Source organism: Pseudarthrobacter linnaei, from assembly GCF_055412825.1.
This window is the reverse complement of record NZ_JBVAYX010000060.1, coordinates 1-2,995: the sequence shown is the minus strand read 5'-3', so window position 1 is coordinate 2,995 and position 2,995 is coordinate 1. Positions and strand designations below refer to the sequence as shown.

3 protein-coding genes and 1 pseudogene are annotated in these 2,995 nt (G+C 62.9%); 2 read left to right on the top strand and 2 right to left on the bottom strand.

Features of this window, described 5'->3' with window-relative positions:
- Positions 1-328: 328 nt before the first annotated feature.
- The gene (locus ACZYZ3_RS20425) at positions 329-463 is read left to right on the top strand and encodes a hypothetical protein (RefSeq protein ID WP_463965588.1); all 135 of its coding nucleotides are present in this window, start codon (positions 329-331) and stop codon (positions 461-463) included.
- A gap of 125 nt (positions 464-588) precedes the next feature.
- Here ACZYZ3_RS20425 and ACZYZ3_RS20420 read toward each other — a convergent pair whose 3' ends face one another.
- Positions 589-1,083 carry an SRPBCC family protein gene (locus tag ACZYZ3_RS20420; RefSeq protein ID WP_463959806.1) on the bottom strand — a complete coding sequence of 165 codons (495 nt, stop codon included), beginning with the start codon at positions 1,081-1,083 and terminating at the stop codon, positions 589-591.
- A gap of 291 nt (positions 1,084-1,374) precedes the next feature.
- Here ACZYZ3_RS20420 and ACZYZ3_RS20415 point away from each other — a divergent pair, with 291 nt between their 5' ends.
- A complete protein-coding gene (locus tag ACZYZ3_RS20415; protein ID WP_463959805.1) occupies positions 1,375-1,716 on the top strand; it encodes a hypothetical protein in 342 nt (113 codons plus the stop codon).
- Positions 1,717-2,840: 1,124 nt separating this feature from the next.
- Here ACZYZ3_RS20415 and ACZYZ3_RS20410 read toward each other — a convergent pair.
- Positions 2,841-2,995: pseudogene (locus tag ACZYZ3_RS20410) on the bottom strand (IS3-like element ISAar4 family transposase); the annotation flags it as partial.

Here is a 2,995-nt window from a genome sequence, read left to right as displayed (position 1 = left end):
GCAAAACCCACATCCAGGCCATGCTCTCCCTGGCCAGGCGAAGGTTGAACGTCCTCTGGGCCATGCTCCGCGACGGCACCACCTACACCCCGGTCCCCGCGCAGATGGCCAGGATGGCTGCCTGACGGCCGGCGCCGAGCCTCCGCACACCGCAGTCCCGACAGGCAGGTCCTAGCGGATTTTCACTGCCTGTGGTTCAGTTCGGCGCTTGGAACGGATTGGTCGCTGCACGATCTGCCGGCCTACGACCATCGACCGGATGGTGACGGACCCGAATCTGACATTGTCCAAGGTGATGGCCGTGACCCGCCACCGGCGGGTGTCATCAATGGCACCGTATCTGCGGCCGCGGATTGACGAGGTCTTCCAAAAGGTACAGGAGCACTTTGCCGGACCGCGGCCGGAGCCGACGCTGACGCCCGGGTATGACGCGGGCGACTTCACGGTCGTGTTCGGTGGTTGAGGTACTCAAGCATCCGGAACAGCGGCGCCTTGAGCCGCCATCGGCCGGAAGAACTCGGTCAAAACGGAAGTACGAGACACCCCTCAAGCATCCGCCTCACGAGACCAGGATTTGGGAGACGCGCCCTAGTGGGGCAGGTGCGAGGCCGCGGCGGAGCCCGGTGCGGCTTTTGGAGCCAGATAGGCGTCGAGCTTGGCGAGGGTTTGCTCGATGCTGGCCGGGTTCCGGCGGAGGTAGCCGGCCAGGCGCATTAGGATCCGTGCCCGGACTTCGCGGGCGTCCCACTGCTCCGTGACGAGGGTGCCAGGGTTTCCGGCGGCATCGGTGGAGGGCTCCAGCAGGTAGCGCCAGATGTGGCCGCCGAAGGGCTGCCAGGCGATCCGTCGGCCCTCCTCGAACTCGCAGACCGTGTTCAGGACCTTGTAGTCCATCTTGACGTTCATTTCCATGCCGAACTTCGCACCGAGGGCAAGCCGTTCCGGACCGCGGGGCTGGGCGCCCTTGACCGTGCCGGAACCGTCGATCACGCTGTGCAGCGCGGGTGTGGCGAGCACCTCGAAGACGGTTTCCGGAGCGGCCGCGATAAAGCGGTTACGGGACACGAGATATCTGTTGGTCATCCGGCGATTCTAGCATCGATACCCATGGGGGTATATTATGTTTGCGGCAACCATCGATATCGCTGAATTGATTTTCAACGACACAGTCACCGGCAACGGAATTGTGCCGGTGGACGTCTAGGCGGCATGGTGCCGCCCTTGTTGCCCCGGGCGGGCCCGCACAGCCTGCGCGCCCTTGCGGCCGACCGCCCGGAAGTAGCAGGCCGACGCCTGCGCGTCGAGACCTGAGCGTAAGGTGTGACACGATGCTCGCCGCCCGGCTGGCATAACGACTTCTAGGAGGCACTGCCCATGACATCCACCAACCCTGCCAAGATTGCATTCTTGATCCTCACTGATTCGGCGGACCGAGGCCTTCCCGGGCTGGTCATGGCGAGCCGCCTCAAAATGAGCCGCGGCTCCGACGTGCGCGTCCTCTTTTTCGGCCCCGGCGTGAAACTCGCCGGCAGCGGAGCGGCCGACCAGCAACTCGCGGACCTCATCGACTCAGGGGTCAAACCTACGGCCTGTTCCGCTCAGGTGGAGCAATTCGGTCTGGCCGAGGAATTTGCCGACCGTCCCATCGAACTCCTCGCCGCCGGCGCCGAGATCGAAGCGTATGCCAAGGAAGGCTTTACCGTACTCAGCTTTTAGGCCCGCCGGGCCGGTCTCCGCTGAGTTCGAGCGGCTCCCCGAGGAGGACCGCAAATGAGCGGCAGACCGTCAATGAACCGGCCCTTACATACAGCGGTGTCTCGGGGTCACGTTCCTCCAGCCCGGGCATGCGCCAGGTGCAATCATGTTTACACTCCCTCCACTTACGTCTTCCGGTTCTTGCGTACGTCGCCTTCGCGGCACTGCTGGTCTCTCTCGTTACCTATGGTCTCGAGCCAATGCGGTTGGAGCGCTTAACCGGCAGGTCAAAGAAGCAGCGCTAATATCCAAACAGGCTTCGAAGCAGTGGCCCCAGTCGGTGGCTTGGGGATTCGGGTACGGGCTCGCCATTCTCTAGATAGCTTCGATTGCAAAATACATGTTTTGCTGACCAGTGATTGGGACTCCCCAGGAGCAGCCGGACTGCGGAATACCCGCAGCCGGCTCGGCACGCCGGGCTGAGTCAGGCGCGGAGGAGCCCGATGCGCCACAACAGATTTCAGGCTACGGAATGTCGACCTCAAGTCGTCTTGGGTCCAGTGCCCGGCCCGTCGCGAACAATGGAACAGGATCCGGCGCTAACGGCTCTGTCTCGTTGTCCGGGGCGTAATGACACCGATGATTGCCTGCTGAACGGTTCCCGTGTTTTCGACGCTGCATTGTTACTCAAGATGCCCGACACCGGGTGGTGTCAGCCGTGGTCAGGGCCCCCACCCCGGTGAGTTCACTGACCATGCCCGAAAGCTTGATTCCCGTATCTGACGCGTGCCCGTGGATCACCCTCCAAGCCGCCGCAATTCACTTCGGCACCTGGCCAGGCAGGCTTTCCCGCATCGAACGCGGACTCAGCCGCGATGACACCCTCGCCCGCGACTACAGAAGCTGGCTTGCGCAGCAACAAGAGACTGCCGAGGGGCATTGACAACTATAGGAGCATCACATAGGGAAGACGCGCCGTCGATAGCGGGGGGCGGCCCGCCCAAGCCGCACAATCAAAATCAACCAGGTCACCGGCCAATCTTACCCAACGCAACCACAGGCAACAGCGGCGGCCCCGGCCATCAACGATGGCGGCGCCACTGGGCTGCTGCGGGGATTTCGGGCAGCGGATTGAGTGGTTTCTTCTACGCTGCCAAGGCTGGCTGTTGATAACCATAGTGGACTTCGTTGGGCCGCCGGTAACCGAGTGCGGAGTGACGGCGCCGGCTGTTGTAAAACCCCTCGATATAGCGAATGACGTCGCTCCGGGCTTGTGATTTAGTCGCGTAAACGGTCCGGT

Bases quoted from the DNA above. Each gene is read 5' to 3' on its own strand.
- ACZYZ3_RS20425 (WP_463965588.1), top strand. From the start codon at position 329: ATGGCACCGTATCTGCGGCCGCGGATTGACGAGGTCTTCCAAAAGGTA.
- ACZYZ3_RS20420 (WP_463959806.1), bottom strand. From the start codon at position 1,083: ATGACCAACAGATATCTCGTGTCCCGTAACCGCTTTATCGCGGCCGCT.
- ACZYZ3_RS20415 (WP_463959805.1), top strand. From the start codon at position 1,375: ATGACATCCACCAACCCTGCCAAGATTGCATTCTTGATCCTCACTGAT.